Source organism: Streptococcus sp. HMSC077D04 (genome assembly GCF_001808785.1).
Lineage (GTDB): Bacteria > Bacillota > Bacilli > Lactobacillales > Streptococcaceae > Streptococcus > Streptococcus mitis_BX.
In genome coordinates, this window is the sequence record NZ_KV794549.1 from 27,446 (window position 1) to 40,757 (window position 13,312).

At 41.1% G+C, this 13,312-nt stretch carries 18 protein-coding genes and 1 pseudogene; 12 read left to right on the forward strand and 7 right to left on the reverse strand.

Annotation, left to right across the window (positions count from 1 at the left end):
* The 5 genes from der to nrdR all read right to left on the reverse strand — a co-directional run.
* The coding region (gene der / locus HMPREF2701_RS09975; RefSeq protein WP_070482957.1) for a ribosome biogenesis GTPase Der at positions 1–1,249 on the reverse strand (1,249 nt) is incomplete at its 3' end.
* A gap of 13 nt (positions 1,250–1,262) precedes the next feature.
* A complete protein-coding gene (locus HMPREF2701_RS09980) occupies positions 1,263–1,976 on the reverse strand; it encodes an NADPH-dependent oxidoreductase (RefSeq protein ID WP_070482960.1) in 714 nt (237 codons plus the stop codon).
* Positions 1,973–2,869 (reverse strand): primosomal protein DnaI, encoded by an 897-nt coding sequence (gene dnaI, locus HMPREF2701_RS09985; protein WP_070482963.1) that lies wholly within the window; start codon positions 2,867–2,869, stop codon positions 1,973–1,975. Before dnaI ends, HMPREF2701_RS09980 begins: the two co-directional genes overlap by 4 nt.
* Positions 2,870–4,039, reverse strand: coding sequence for a DnaD domain protein (locus HMPREF2701_RS09990; protein ID WP_070482965.1), 1,170 nt, complete (start codon positions 4,037–4,039; stop codon positions 2,870–2,872). It abuts the gene before it with no gap.
* Entirely contained in the window at positions 4,040–4,513 is a 474-nt protein-coding gene (gene nrdR, locus HMPREF2701_RS09995; protein WP_070480355.1) for a transcriptional regulator NrdR, read from the reverse strand.
* A gap of 139 nt (positions 4,514–4,652) precedes the next feature.
* On the opposite strand from nrdR, the gene HMPREF2701_RS10000 reads away from it, so the two are divergent.
* The 5 genes and pseudogenes from HMPREF2701_RS10000 to HMPREF2701_RS10880 form a co-directional block, all read left to right on the forward strand.
* Complete coding sequence (locus HMPREF2701_RS10000; RefSeq protein WP_070482968.1) at positions 4,653–5,018, forward strand: GntR family transcriptional regulator; 366 nt, start codon at positions 4,653–4,655, stop codon at positions 5,016–5,018.
* Positions 5,019–5,022: 4 nt separating this feature from the next.
* Complete coding sequence (locus HMPREF2701_RS10005; protein ID WP_000054197.1) at positions 5,023–5,718, forward strand: ABC transporter ATP-binding protein; 696 nt, start codon at positions 5,023–5,025, stop codon at positions 5,716–5,718.
* A gap of 15 nt (positions 5,719–5,733) precedes the next feature.
* Positions 5,734–6,501: a hypothetical protein gene (locus tag HMPREF2701_RS10010; protein WP_061590385.1), complete on the forward strand. Its 768-nt coding sequence runs from the start codon at positions 5,734–5,736 to the stop codon at positions 6,499–6,501.
* A 322-nt stretch (positions 6,502–6,823) separates the two neighbouring features.
* A complete protein-coding gene (locus tag HMPREF2701_RS10015) occupies positions 6,824–7,453 on the forward strand; it encodes a hypothetical protein (RefSeq protein ID WP_049551743.1) in 630 nt (209 codons plus the stop codon).
* Between the two features lie 313 nt (positions 7,454–7,766).
* Positions 7,767–8,001 (forward strand): annotated as a pseudogene (locus tag HMPREF2701_RS10880) (ABC transporter ATP-binding protein); the annotation flags it as partial.
* A gap of 329 nt (positions 8,002–8,330) precedes the next feature.
* Here HMPREF2701_RS10880 and HMPREF2701_RS10025 read toward each other — a convergent pair.
* Together HMPREF2701_RS10025 and HMPREF2701_RS10030 are read right to left on the reverse strand one after the other, a co-directional pair.
* Positions 8,331–9,026, reverse strand: a complete 696-nt coding sequence (locus tag HMPREF2701_RS10025; RefSeq protein ID WP_001288952.1) for an LrgB family protein — start codon at positions 9,024–9,026, stop codon at positions 8,331–8,333.
* A complete protein-coding gene (locus tag HMPREF2701_RS10030; protein ID WP_000781325.1) occupies positions 9,023–9,397 on the reverse strand; it encodes a CidA/LrgA family protein in 375 nt (124 codons plus the stop codon). The genes HMPREF2701_RS10025 and HMPREF2701_RS10030 overlap by 4 nt, the downstream gene beginning before the upstream one ends.
* A 283-nt stretch (positions 9,398–9,680) precedes the next feature.
* Between HMPREF2701_RS10030 and HMPREF2701_RS10035 the strand changes: the two genes are divergently transcribed.
* From HMPREF2701_RS10035 to queF, 7 genes are all read left to right on the forward strand, one after another.
* Positions 9,681–10,061, forward strand: coding sequence for a MarR family winged helix-turn-helix transcriptional regulator (locus HMPREF2701_RS10035; protein WP_070482971.1), 381 nt, complete (start codon positions 9,681–9,683; stop codon positions 10,059–10,061).
* A gap of 99 nt (positions 10,062–10,160) precedes the next feature.
* Entirely contained in the window at positions 10,161–10,382 is a 222-nt protein-coding gene (locus tag HMPREF2701_RS10040; RefSeq protein ID WP_000570255.1) for a DUF4649 family protein, read from the forward strand.
* Between the two features lie 15 nt (positions 10,383–10,397).
* Positions 10,398–10,712 (forward strand): thioredoxin, encoded by a 315-nt coding sequence (trxA, locus tag HMPREF2701_RS10045; RefSeq protein WP_001029581.1) that lies wholly within the window; start codon positions 10,398–10,400, stop codon positions 10,710–10,712.
* Positions 10,713–10,913: 201 nt separating this feature from the next.
* Positions 10,914–11,567 carry a 7-cyano-7-deazaguanine synthase QueC gene (queC, locus tag HMPREF2701_RS10050; protein ID WP_070482975.1) on the forward strand — a complete coding sequence of 218 codons (654 nt, stop codon included), beginning with the start codon at positions 10,914–10,916 and terminating at the stop codon, positions 11,565–11,567.
* Positions 11,567–12,010, forward strand: a complete 444-nt coding sequence (gene queD / locus HMPREF2701_RS10055) for a 6-carboxytetrahydropterin synthase QueD (protein ID WP_070482978.1) — start codon at positions 11,567–11,569, stop codon at positions 12,008–12,010. The genes queC and queD overlap by 1 nt, the downstream gene beginning before the upstream one ends.
* Positions 12,003–12,719 carry a 7-carboxy-7-deazaguanine synthase QueE gene (queE, locus tag HMPREF2701_RS10060; protein ID WP_070482980.1) on the forward strand — a complete coding sequence of 239 codons (717 nt, stop codon included), beginning with the start codon at positions 12,003–12,005 and terminating at the stop codon, positions 12,717–12,719. The genes queD and queE overlap by 8 nt, the downstream gene beginning before the upstream one ends.
* Positions 12,720–12,737: 18 nt before the next feature.
* The gene (gene queF / locus HMPREF2701_RS10065; protein WP_070482984.1) at positions 12,738–13,229 is read left to right on the forward strand and encodes a preQ(1) synthase; all 492 of its coding nucleotides are present in this window, start codon (positions 12,738–12,740) and stop codon (positions 13,227–13,229) included.
* Positions 13,230–13,312: the final 83 nt, after the last annotated feature.

Below are 13,312 nucleotides of genomic sequence, written 5' to 3' on the forward strand. Positions count from 1 at the left end.
TTTGATTTTCCAAGAAACGCAGGTAAGAAAAGTGCATGAGTTCTTCTTCGTTGACAAAGATAACAAAGGTTGGTGGTTTGGTTGCCACTTGGGTCGCATAGAAAATCTTAAGACGTTTTCCTTTGTCTGTCGGTGTTGGGTTAATAGCAATAGCATCCATGATCACATCGTTCAAGACAGCTGATGGAATACGTGTGTTTTGACTTTCACTGATTTGCTTAATCATCTCAGGAAGTTTGTGGAGACGTTGCTTGGTCAAGGCTGATACAAAGATAATCGGTGCGTAAGGTAGATATTGGAACTGCTCACGGATATCTTCTTCCCAGTTTTTCATAGTGTGGTTATCTTTTTCAAGTGTATCCCACTTGTTGACCACGATAATCATCCCTTTACCAGCTTCATGGGCAAATCCTGCGATACGCTTATCGTATTCACGAATGCCTTCTTCCGCATTGATGACCATTAAGACCACATCAGAGCGATCAATAGCACGCATGGCACGCATGACAGAGTATTTCTCGGTATTTTCATAAACCTTACCAGACTTACGCATACCAGCCGTATCAATCATGGTAAACTCTTGACCATCTGTATCTGTAAAGTGGGTATCAATAGCGTCACGTGTTGTTCCAGCAACTGGACTGGCAATGACACGGTCTTCTCCCAAGATAGCATTGATCAAGCTTGATTTTCCAACGTTGGGACGACCAATCAAGCTAAACTTAATGACATCTGGGTTTTCTTCTTCATATTCATTTGGAAGATTTTCTACAATAGCGTCTAGCACATCCCCTGTACCGATACCATGGACAGATGAGATTGGTAGTGGTTCACCCAAACCGAGGGCATAGAAATCATAGATATCATTTCGCATCTCAGGGTTGTCCACCTTGTTGACTGCGAGGATAACTGGTTTGTGAGTCTTATAAAGCTTACGGGCTACATATTCGTCTGCATCGGTAATTCCTTCCTTACCAGACACGACAAAGACGATAACATCTGCTTCTTCCATGGCAATTTCTGCCTGGTGCTTGATTTGTTCCATGAAAGGAGCATCGACATCATCGATTCCTCCTGTATCAATCATGCTAAACGAACGATTGAGCCACTCACCCGTCGCATAGATACGGTCACGTGTCACTCCTTCGACATCTTCTACAATGGAGATTCGCTCACCAGCGATCCGATTAAATAGGGTTGATTTCCCAACATTGGGACGTCCTACAATGGCAATAGTTGGTAGGGCCATAATTTCTCACTTTCTACAATAACTTCTTCTGTTCAAGATTTTTTCTAGTTGAGCTTGGTTCAGCTTGACCAAACTGTTCTGCTAGACGCTGACTCCAGCTTGTGGTCGCACGCGCCCCAGCATAGTCAGCCTGTACACGGTCATAAGCCTCGATTGCCTCAGTTGGCTGCTCTTGGTATTCTTCCTCAAACACCACTTGATTCAATGGCAAACGAGGTTTGACTTCATGTTCTTCATTTGGAAGACCCAGTGCCATCCCAAAGACAGGATAGGTGTAGTCAGGCAAATTAAAAAGCTCTGCCACTTCTTCTGACTTGTAACGAACCAAGCCAATAATGACACCACCATAGCCCAAGCTTTCAGCTGCCAGCAGGGCATTTTGTCCAGCAAGAGCTGCATCGACCGAACTAATCAAGAGACTTTCCACACCTTGGGGTTGGAATAAATCAGTATGAAGTTGGGCTCCCTTTTCTGCACGGTTCAAATCTCCGACAAAGAGAAGGAAAACAGCTGACTGGCGAATGGCTTCCTGAGGAACCAATTCATACAAGGCATCCTTCTTTTCTTGACTTCGCACTACAATCACAGAGTAGGATTGGAAATTCTTCCAAGACGAGGCCATCTGGACTGCTGTCAGGATTTCAGTCAAGTCTGCCTGAGGGAGGGCTTGCTCCTTAAATCTTCGAACAGACTTATGAGCTTTCATCAGTTTAATCGTTTCTGTCATCGGCGGTTCACTCCTTCTAAACGAGTCTCCTCAGCCAAATAACGAATGCGTTCCATGACCCGTCTGGCTTCCCAAGTTTCGTCATTTCCATGTTTCCCTTTAGCGAAATGCTGCTCCAATTCTTCAAAGTTGAAGTTGGAGGTGAAAAAGGTCGGTAAATTTTCCTGCATTCGATATTGGAGAATGACTTGCAGGATTTCATCCCGCACCCAGGCTGTTGATTTCTCGGCACCAATATCATCTAAAATCAGGACTTCAGAAAGCTTAATCTCATCTACCAAGGTCTTGACATTGCCATCACCGATAGCATTTTTGACATCAATGACAAAGCTAGGATAGTGGAGGAGAGTTGATGAAACACCACGTTTTTCTGATAAATCATGAGCTAAGGCAGCCACCATGAAACTTTTACCCACACCAAAGTCTCCATACAAGTAAAGACCTTTTCGAATAGCTGGATATTGCTCCACGAAGGCTAATAGCTTTTCAAAAACTGGCAAGCGCCCCAAATCATCCAAGTCTACTTGCGCCAAACTAGCTTTCTTAAGACTAACTGGCAGATTGATTAACTTGAGACGGTTCTTAATAGCCGCTTCTTTTTCCGCTGCGATTAATTCAGGAGTTTCTTCGTAAGAAACATCCGCATAGCCATGATTCATAACCAAAATCGGTTTGTAGCCTTTGGCAATATAATCCGTATCACCACGGAGAAACTTATCGCGCTCGGTGATGTATTGATTAAATTTGGAGATACTGCGATTCAATTCCTCTGGAGTAAGGGATTCTTGCTGGATAAAGGCCGCAACATCAGGGTCCTTCATAATTTTCTGGACCAAATCTTGATAGTGAAAACGGCTGGGTTGACGCTTGAGTACGTCTCCGACACTTTCCATCTAATCTCCTCCTTTTTCTAATCGAGCTAATAGTTCTTGTTTCTTACGTTCTAATTCCAGACGAGTTTCCTCGCTGGTTTCATTCTTATAATCTGGATTGCTCCACTTGGGTACATTGGACTTGGCAGGACTGGGATTACTGCTTTTTTGAGCCTGGCTCTTCTGCCCACGCTCACGGATTCGCATGACTGCTTCTTCTGCCGAATGAATCTTTTGATAGGCATAGTCATTGGCTACCTTCATGGCATATTTCTCATTGATATTTGCCGAATCTACCTTATTAAAGGTCAACAAGAGAATGATATTGATGACTTCGTCCAGTAAGCCCAAGCCAGCCATCTGTTGCAAGAGTTCTCTTTCTGTTTGGGTAATGGTCCCCTTGCGTGTTTGCTTGATTTCTGCCAAGAACTGCAGGGTAGTTTTACTTTTGGCTTCTTTGATAATGGTCGTTTCCTTAGGACTAAAGTCAGAGGAAACAGGTTTTTGCGCGATTTTTTCCCGCATGCGTTTGGTTGAAATAACCTGGGAAACAGCTGTTGACTTGGCCAGTTGATAGGTCTCAAACCAAGTCCATTTCTTCTCCTCGGCAATGGCAAAGAGGTTTAAGACATCGGACTGCTCATCCGCAAAACGAAGCCCATCTCGAGCCATAAGCTGACGAAAATGGTCTAAGTCAAAATCGTTGGCCACTTTCTTCTTGAGACCAAGGTCTTCTTGACTTCCCAGTTCTGCCAAGTCTGGAAAGACTTGATTGAGTGAGACAGGTATTTCTTCACCATCAGCACTTTCAACTTTCAAATCCTCCACAGCGGCATCGCCAATCTTTTTCTCCAAAAGTCTACGATAAACAGGATGCTCCAAGAAATCTTGACTTGACAGAGGAGCATGGAGGGCTAGCTGATAAACATCCCCCTTTTGATAGAGGGTCAAGAGATTGAAAGCAGATAGGATTTTCAGGGATTTTATCAGTCTATCCATCCCAAAGTTGAGATGGTTAAGAATGCTTGAAAAAAGATATTCCTTTCTACCATTATCCCAAAAATTAATCGTATAAAGATAAAGGCTCAGTGCCTCCTGACCGATAATCGGGAGGTAGCACTGTACCAGAGATGAGGTATCTTGCGACACCCGATTATTCTTTAGATAAGAAAAACGGTCAATTGGCTTCATTTATCTTTCCTTTTTCTTTTTAGAGGACTGGGTGATTTGTTGGAGCAAGCTCTCTAACTCACTGACATCCTTAAAACTACGATAGACACTGGCAAAACGTACATAGGTAATCTCGTCCAATTCAGCCAACTCCCCCATGACGAGTGAACCAATGTCCTCACTTTGAATTTCATTTTCATTTCGACCACGGAGTTTCTGTTCGATACGATTGACTACCATGTTGATTTCATCACTTGACACAGGTCGTTTCTGGGCTGAGCGGATAATCCCATTAAAGATTTTATCTCTGGAGAATTGTTCCCGTGTGCCATCTTTTTTAACAACCACTAAGGTTCTTTCTTCTACTCGTTCGTAGGTTGTAAAACGGTGCTGGCATTCATCGCACTCACGTCTTCTACGAATGGTGTTCCCTTCTTCTGCTTGGCGACTATCGATAACACTTGACTTGGTAGCCCCACATTTTGGACAACGCATCCTTTCTCTCCTTATCGTTTTCTTTTCATTATACCATTTTTTAAGCAATTCCCAAAACAATTCTTCTTTTTGCTTGACAAGTTTTTTGTTTTGTTGTATTATTTAATTAAGACAAAAGGATAAAAGAAAGGAGACCAAGATGTCCTGGACATTTGACAACAAAAAACCCATTTATTTACAGATCATGGAGAAAATCAAGCTTCAGATTGTTTCCCATACACTGGAATCCAATCAACAACTTCCAACCGTGAGAGAGCTAGCTAGCGAGGCTGGTGTCAATCCCAACACCATCCAAAGAGCCTTGTCAGACCTTGAACGAGAAGGATTTGTCTACAGCAAGCGCACAACTGGACGATTTGTGACTGAGGATAAGGAACTGATTGCCCAATCACGCAAACAACTATCCGAAGAAGAATTGGAACACTTCGTTTCCTCCATGACCCATTTTGGCTATGAAAAAGAAGAACTACCAGGCGTAGTCGGCGATTATATTAAAGGAGTTTAAGCCTATGTCATTACTAGCATTTGAAAATGTATCCAAATCTTATGGAGCAACCCCAGCCCTTGAAAATGTTTCTCTTGACATTCCAGCTGGAAAAATTGTTGGTCTCCTTGGCCCAAACGGCTCAGGAAAAACAACCTTGATTAAACTAATCAATGGCCTCTTACAACCAGATCAAGGACGTGTCCTCATCAACGACATGGACCCAAGTCCAGCAACCAAGGCTATCGTAGCTTATTTGCCGGATACGACCTATCTCAATGAACAAATGAAGGTCAAAGAAGCCCTAACCTACTTCAAGACCTTCTATAAAGATTTCAATCTTGAACGCGCCCATCATCTACTTGCAGACCTCGGTATTGATGAAAACAGTCGTCTCAAGAAACTATCAAAAGGAAACAAAGAAAAAGTCCAACTGATTTTGGTTATGAGCCGTGATGCTCGTCTCTATGTTCTGGACGAACCCATTGGTGGAGTGGACCCAGCAGCCCGTGAATATATCCTCAATACCATTATCAACAACTACTCCCCAACTTCTACCGTTTTGATTTCTACCCACTTGATTTCTGATATCGAGCCAATCTTGGATGAAATTGTCTTCCTGAAAGACGGAAAAGTCGTTCGTCAAGGAAATGTAGATGATATTCGCTATGAGTCAGGTGAATCCATTGACCAACTCTTCCGTCAGGAATTTAAGGCCTAAAAAAAGGAGATTATTATGTTTTGGAATTTAGTTCGCTACGAATTTAAAAATGTTAACAAGTGGTATTTAGCCCTCTACGCTGCCGTTCTAGCCCTTTCTGCCTTTATCGGAATACAGACACAAGGCTTTAAAAATCTACCTTACCAAGAAAGTCAGGCTACTATGCTATTTTTTCTATCTACTGTCTTTGGTGGTTTAATGGTTACACTTGTGATTTCAACTATTTTCTTAATTATTAAACGCTTCAAAGGTAGTGTCTATGACCGACAAGGTTATCTGACTTTGACATTGCCAGTTTCTGAACATTATATCATCTCAGCCAAACTAGTCGGTGCCTTTATCTGGTCTATTGTCAGCACTACTGTACTAGCAATCAGTGCTTTCATTGTTCTGACCCTTACGGCTCCAGATTGGTTTGCAACTTCTGACGTGATTCCATTTATAGAAACACATCTTCCTCAACTCTCTCTTATGGGGGTATCCTTCCTACTAAATACTATTTCTGGAATCCTCTGCATCTACTTGGCTATTTCCATTGGACAGCTTTTCAATGAATACCGTACCGCACTGTCAATTGTAGCCTACATTGGTATCCAAATCGTCGTTGGCTTTATTGAACTCTTCTATCGTTCTAACCCTGGTTTCTACTTCCCATCAACCACAGGAGGAGCTGATCAGTTCCAGATGGGCATTATCATGACTATTCTGGAAGAAGTTATTCTTATAGCCATCTACTATCTAGGAACTTATCACATCTTGAAAAACAAGGTTAATTTGCAATAATATCAGAGTCTAGCGACAATAACTCGCTAGGCTTTTTTATCATCTTTAACATAATGTAAATAAAATGCGTAAACAAAAAATAACGAATTTGTTATAACAAAATCTAATACACCACTAAACTAAATATATTCTTATAAATCAATTGACTAAGTATGAGAACGATATTCCAACATACTTGAGGTCTTATCAAAATTACACCCTATAACTATAATGAAGTTTTTACACAAAATTATTGACACAATTGACAATGTTTTTAATCTATATAAGCTTCTTGTATGATACAATAGAGTTATTAAAAATAAATAACTTTTAGGAGTCCCATATGAAACAAAGAAATAGATTACTATTTTTAGTCTTATTATTTATTAGTATTTTCTTAGGAGCTTGTTCCCAAAATTCAGCTCAAACAGAAATAACAGGAAAAGGGATAGTTGAATTAATAAACGAAAACAGAGAGAGAGTATTCTTCGTCGCTAACGCCTCTAGTGATACAATTTCAAAAGATGATAAAATAACGTATATATATTTCACGAAAAATGGCAACGTTACATCCTATGCTATTGGTAAAGAACCTGAAAAAACAAAAGATTCTAGTGAAGAACAAGTTGAAATCACGCTTAAAGACATAACAAATAAAAGTATTGATGAAATAAAAAAATTATCGGAAAAAAACTTCTATGATAAGAAAGAATTTGATATTGTTAAGGGAACTATCGAAACTGATCCTTCCGGTAATAGAACAGTTGCAGAGAAATTAGAATTTACAAATAAAGACAAGGAAAAGGCTGAATTCCTTTCAAAGTCACTTATTTATGGACAAATTTATAATCAATTCTATGCTGGCTACTCATTAGAAAAATCCTATCTTATAACAGAAATTCCTACTAAAAAGTCTTCAGTTCCTTTTGATAAAGTTGGTGGAAAAAATATTATTGAAAATAGCGGCTTGTAATCTAATAGTACCTAAAACAAACATATACATATCACTAAATTAAGTTCAAACTAACCAACTGTTAATACTTCATACATTACCCCGTAATTGCTCTCTAATCAAAAATGCATTATCTCATCAATTCAACTTTTTAGAAACGTATCACATCTCGATAAACAAGGTTAATTTTCAATAGTTTTAAAGTCTAGTGACAATAACTCGCTAGGCTTTTTTTCGCCCTTAAAACTTCCATTTTTATATGACGTATTTGATAAAAAGGAGTATAATAATTTAAAACTGATTACATGTATATCGATAAGGAGGCCAACTCTTTATGCTGAGAAGATTTGTTAGTAAGATGCACCTTGTACTTTATTTCTTTTCTATTGCCATTATTTGGCTTGAAGCGATTATCACACCAGCCCTTGTTCAGAATATTGTTGCTAGTTTTACCAATCAAGAACTAGGCCTTCTTTGGAAAGTATTAATTCTAGGAATACTTGGTAATCTCATCCTCCTACTAGGCTTAGCTGGAAAACGCTATTACTATGCCCGTTTGATTACTGATATTGACTCGGAAAATAGCAGAAAGATTAGTGACTTGCTCTTCTTCCTACCTCAAACAGTCATTGAAGTCATTCATCACTACACAGAAGAAGACTTAAAACACTATGACCAAGTCATTCACTTAAGCAAAGAAAAGTAATAGTCTATAACATACGATTTTAAAAAGCAAGGAACCCGAATTCCTTGCTTTTTATACTAAGAACAAACTAGGAAACTAGCCGCAGGTTGCTCAAAACACTGTTTTGAGGTTGCAGATAAGACTGACGAAGTCAGTTACCTATACCTACGGCAAGGCGACATTGATGCGGTTTGAAGAGATTTTCGAAGAGTATTAACTCAATATCAAACTGGCTACAATGGGGCTGACAAAGACATAGAGAATACCGGTGACACCGATAGCCAAGCCACCCATGGCTCCTGCTACAGAACCATATCGAAAGGCAGTTCCTGTTCCAACTGCGTGGCCTGTTCCTCCAAGGGAAAGTCCGACTGCTACTGGGTCGTCAATTTTCAACCACTTCAAAAGGGTTGGGCCGATGACACTGGTTAAAATACCAGTTGCGACTACAACGACCAAGGTCACAGTCGTCAAGCCTTGCAATTTTTCTGTGATTCCCACTGCCATGGCGGTTGTTACAGACTTGGGAAAGAGAGAAATGGCTAAGAAAAAGTCCATTCCAAAAATTTTAGCCACAAGGGCTGTGAAAGATGTATTGACCACTACCGCTAACAAACTACCAAATAGAATACTCCGAGCATGGTGCTTCATCAGGTGAAAACTCTTATAAAGCGGAATCCCTAGAGCAACAGTCGATGGGACAATCAAGTTGTTCAGATAAACCCCACCTTGGTAGTAATCTTGGTAAGAAATACCCGTCACTTTTAGAAAGATGATAATGAAAACAGCTGACAAAAGCAAGGGCGTTGTCAATGGATGGGGAAAACGTCTGTAAATCAGCATTCCTACTAGATAAGCTAGGATAGACAGGGCTAGCCCAAATAGGGGATTGGAAACAAATTCACTCATTTGGCATCTCCTTTCTCATAATCTCCCTCAAACCGTCTCTTGATAAACTGAACTACCAAGGCTATGAGGATAATATTGATGACTGCTGCAAAAAAGACAATCAAAACAATTGGCAAAAGATAGGGAGCAATCACATCAAACTTCTCCATGATTCCCACTGCTGGCGGCAAAAAGAGAATGGTCATATTGGCCAGCAAGAAATTCCCAACCATGTTGACATGCCTGGTTCTCAGCCACTTAAATTGCAGGGCTAGAAAGAGAATAATCAAACCGATAATACTGCCTGGGATGGGCAAATGAAAGAAACTAGAGATTCCCTCTCCGATTAGAGAAATCACAAAGAGAATCATTAATTGAACATATAATTTCATCCTAAACTCCACGAAATAGACTTCTTGCATACCAGTTTACTCTTTTTTCAGAAAATTTCAAGGAAATGCACAAGAGTTGATGAAAGTTTGAGAAGAAAGGGGATACAAACAATTCTTGACTTGTGAAAACAGGCATGATTTAGGATAAAATATTCCAGCGTCCTTCTTGCCAGCTCTTTTGAAAAGTAGTATAATTATTGCATGCGCAATCATCTTGTGATGCAGAGACTGTCCGTGAATGGACATTCTTCTATGTTATAACTCTAAAAAGAAAGGAGAGACTATGACCTATTTGGAAAAATGGTTTGACTTCAATCGGCGTCAGAAAGAAATTGAAAGTCTCTTAGAAGAGACTATTGCCCAGCAGAGCGAGCAAAGTCTGACCTTGAAAGAGTTCTACCTGCTCTACTATCTGGACTTGGCTCAAGAAAAATCTCTACGCCAGATTGACCTGCCAGATAAACTTCATCTGAGCCCGAGCGCTGTTTCTCGGATGGTGGCTCGCTTGGAAGCCAAAAATTGCGGTCTACTTAGTCGCAGGTGTTGTGTTCAAGATAGACGCTCTAGCTTTATCTGCCTGACAAGTGATGGGCAAAAGACACTGGCCTCTCTACAAAAGGCTGTCGAAGCAAGCTTGGAAACTGGTTTAGATTTCTTGATTTAAGATGATTTTAGAAAAAAGTTGCGTGCGCAATCATTTTTCTTGACATTCTCTTTTACAAGGAGTAAAATAAAGTCATCATTAAACAAAGGAGTTTTTAAAATGATTGAAATTACCTATCTAGATGCCAGCAAGAACGAAAGAACTGTAACTTTCGAGTCTTATGAAGATTTTGATCGTTCACAACAAGCTTGCCTTATCGGCGTCGCAGACTACTACCCTGTCCAAAAATTAACTTACAACGGTCATGATTTGGACTACCATGGGACTTATGGAGATATCTTCTTCTATCTCAAGAAACAAGATTTAAGCCAATATAACTAAAAAAGGAGAAATACAATGGCAAAAGCAATTACAGATGCAACATTCGAACAAGAAACAAAAGACGGTTTGGTCTTGGTAGACTTCTGGGCAACTTGGTGTGGTCCATGTCGTATGCAAGGTCCAATCTTGGATAAATTGTCTGAAGAACTTTCAGAAGATGTTTTAAAAATCGTTAAAATGGACGTTGATGAAAATCCAAACACAGCTCGTGCTTTTGGAATCATGTCTATCCCAACCCTTCTCTTCAAAAAAGACGGCCAAGTGGTCAAACAAGTTGCTGGTGTTCACACAGCAGAACAAATCAAGGCCATCGTTGCTGAATTGAGCTAATCAAACGAGAGACCAAGTACTTGCTTTGGTCTCTTTTTTCTTGCCCTTTGCCATTTTTCAAAAAATATGCTAGACTGTAGATAGAATATTACGATGTTTGGGAAATGCCATCGCTAAAAAAAACCTCTACTTGGTATTTTTTAGCTCCCTCAAGGGAGCTTTTTGCGTGCTCTGAACATTTCCCATTTCGGAAGGAGTACTATGAAACGTCAATCAGCCTTGGTCGTCTTTAGTGGTGGTCAAGATTCTACAACCTGCCTCTTTTGGGCTAAAGAACACTATGAAACGGTCGAAGCCGTTACCTTTGCCTACGGCCAACGCCATCATCTCGAAATTCAAGTCGCTAGAGAAATCGCCAAGGAACAGGGGATTCGTCATCATATCCTAGATATGTCTCTGCTGGGGCAAATCACTGAAAATGCCTTGACTTCTGATCTAGAGATTGAGCAAAAAGAGGGAGAGATTCCCAATACCTTCGTTGATGGTCGCAACCACCTCTTTCTATCCTTTGCGGCCGTCCTTGCTAAGCAACGAGGCATTAAAGATATCGTGACAGGTGTCTGCGAGACAGACTTCTCAGGCTACCCCGATTGTCGGGATGTCTTTGTCAAATCCCTTAATGTTACCCTCAATCTTGCCATGGATTACGACTTCGTTATCCAAACACCTCTCATGTGGCTAGACAAGGCTGAAACTTGGGAATTAGCCGACCAACTCGGTGCCTTTGACTATGTTCGTGAAAAGACCTTAACCTGCTACAACGGGATTATTGGAAGTGGCTGTGGAGATTGCCCAGCCTGCCACCTACGTCAACATGGTTTAGATGTTTATCTCTCACAGAAAGGAGAGGCCTAATGTTTTTTGCACCCAAAGAAATCAAACAGGAAACTGGGGAGTCTCTTGTCTACAATCCTCACAGAACCTTGGTATCAAAAGAGTTTACCTTCGATGCTGCCCACCACCTCTTTCACTATGAGGGAAAATGCAAATCCCTGCACGGTCATACCTATCATTTGCAGATTGCTGTCAGTGGATTTTTAGATGAACGTGGCATGACCCACGATTTCGGAGATATCAAAGCGATCTACAAGAACTACTTAGAGCCCCACTTGGATCATCGCTATCTCAATGAGACTTTGCCTTATATGAACACGACTGCTGAAAATATGGTTTACTGGATTTTCCAAACCATGAACCAAGAGTTGCCAGACGAACGTGGTCTCCGTTTGGAATACGTTCGCCTCTATGAGACTCCGACTGCCTTTGCGGAGTTTAGACGGGAGTGGTTAGATGACTAGGGAACGTGTCCTCAAACTACCAGTTCTAGAAATTTTTGGCCCAACCTTTCAAGGCGAAGGCCGTGCAATCGGGCAGAAAACCATGTTTGTCCGCACTGCTGGTTGCGACTACCACTGCGACTGGTGCGATTCTGCCTTTACTTGGGATGGTTCTGAAAAACCAACTCGCATGACAGCTGACGAGGTCATTGCTGAGTTGGATAAATTAGGGAGCTACGACTATGTAACCCTATCTGGGGGAAATCCTGCTATCCTAGCAGCCAACATGGCTGAGCTAGTCACCAAACTCAAGGAACGTGGTGTCACTCTGGCTGTTGAAACTCAAGGCTCTCGCTGGCAAAATTGGTTGAAAGACATCGACCAGGTCACTCTGAGTCCCAAACCTCCTTCATCCAAGATGGAAGTCAACTTTGAGACCCTGGACTTTATCGTTTCCCAACTTGATCCAGACAAGGTCACCTTTAAAATCCCTGTCTTTGACGATGCCGATTTGGCCTTTGCCAAAGGGATTCAAGAACGCTACCAACCAGATGTCCTTTTCTTATCAGCTGGAAATCCTGAGCCCAAGGCTAGAGGCAATATTGTACAAGACCAACTGGACCGTCTCAAAGAACTCTGGGAACGAGTCGCTGCCGACGATAGCTGGGGCAATGTCCGCGTCCTTCCTCAACTCCATACCCTCCTCTACGATAACCAACGTGGTGTTTAAGATTAGAAAGAAAAAATCATGTCACAACAAGAAGAAATGAAAAACCTCAGCCTACTGGGCAACAAAGAAACTAACTACATTTTCGAGTATCAACCAGAAGTCCTCGAATCCTTTGACAATCGTCATGTGGAAAATGACTATTTTATCAAATTTAACTGTCCTGAATTTACCTCACTATGTCCAATCACTGCTCAGCCAGACTTTGCAACTATCTATATTTCCTACATTCCTGACAAGCTCTGTGTTGAGTCAAAATCCCTCAAACTCTACCTCTTTAGCTACCGAAACCACGGAGATTTCCACGAAAACTGTATCAACACCATCGGGAAAGACTTGGTCAACTTGCTAGATCCTCGCTATTTAGAAGTCTGGGGAAAATTCACTCCGCGCGGTGGCATCTCAATTGATCCCTACTACAACTACGGTAAGCCTAGAACTAAGTATGAAGGCTTGGCAGAACAACGCCTCTTCCAACACGACCTTTATCCAGAGAAAATTGACAACCGTTAAACTCATACTCAATGAAAATCAAAAATCAAACTAGGAAGCTAGCCGCAGGTCGCTCAAAGCACTGCTTTGAGGTTGTAGACAAG